Here is a 1,111-nt window from a genome sequence, read left to right as displayed (position 1 = left end):
AGGCTAAAGAATTCAAAGAATTCAAGGCGGGGGGCGTAATGGGGGTTGCGGTCCGTGCCACTTCAGATGTGCTGAAACTGGAGATGCAAAATGAAGCAGGGTCACGCAATGGCACTATATGTGATCTCACGGCCTCCACTGAAGCATTGTGTCGCACTATTGATGGCTTGGTTAAAGCCCCATGGATGCCAAGTGTTGGAGATCGTCAGGCCTGGAGTCGTGAGCTTCTTTATAAAAAGTCCTTCAATGGGGAGCCACACTATGAAACATTGCTGGCCGCCGCTGAGAAGTTTTGGTCTTCCAACATAGAGAGTACTAGACTTGAACTGAAAGACGACGGCAAAGTTGGTGATTCGGTCGACTTTAAGTTTATGTATCATCTGCAAATGCGTGTCCAATCGAAGTTACTTGAAGTTGGTTCTGCCATGGCGTCAATGCCTGGATTGGCGAGTCCAGATCTTGTATTAAATGGCTCGACGAGCTTCGTTATTATGGAGAAATTCATGACTTCTGATGGGGGGGCGGCGATATCTGAGCTTGATACCCTCCGTGCGTTAATGGGTACAGCTGTACCCATTGAGTATCGAGACGCATTCTTGCAGGGGGGGCTTCCCGATCTATTGACCAAAGCAGGCGCCTATGCGGTTACAACGCTTGCTTCGCCAATTGCCGATACCCCGTTCGGTTTTTTCCTGAAAATGGTCATGGGTGTTCACTACCTGCATGGCCTGTTGCAGGATATCGGCTGCTCGGAACTTTATAAAAAAGCGCCTGGCCACCTGGGTTTGAAGCAAACGCCCAACTCAACGAAAGCAAGCGCATTCAGCATGCGCACGCAGACTGTCGACTACACCCCCGATCACGAAATCAAAAAGATCACCTCATCTGAAAATAAAATCTCCTACCGCTGCTATTACTCAGCCAAAGGGGCGAATACTTTAACCCCAGACCTTGCGAAAAAACTCGATCAGTTCCCAGCGTTGTCCTGCCCCGACATCCCCGCCGAGGCCCCGCCGCCGCTGATGGCCGAATACCAGTGTGACGCCCATGGCAACCCACTGGGCCTGATCCTCTACGGTTATCGCACCGTCAAGCGCAACGAGCGCCAGGT

General features: G+C 51.2%; 1 protein-coding gene. It reads left to right on the top strand.

Annotated features, from left to right (window positions below):
- Window positions 1–1,111, top strand: a 1,111-nt coding sequence (locus F474_RS22770; RefSeq protein WP_165830367.1) for a hypothetical protein, incomplete at both ends; no start/stop codon positions are given.

Origin of the sequence: Pseudomonas sp. URIL14HWK12:I12, from assembly GCF_003097135.1 — a bacterium.
In the GTDB taxonomy this organism is placed as follows: domain Bacteria; phylum Pseudomonadota; class Gammaproteobacteria; order Pseudomonadales; family Pseudomonadaceae; genus Aquipseudomonas.
The sequence above is the reverse complement of the archived record's forward strand: the minus strand, read 5'-3'. Positions and strand labels throughout refer to the sequence as shown.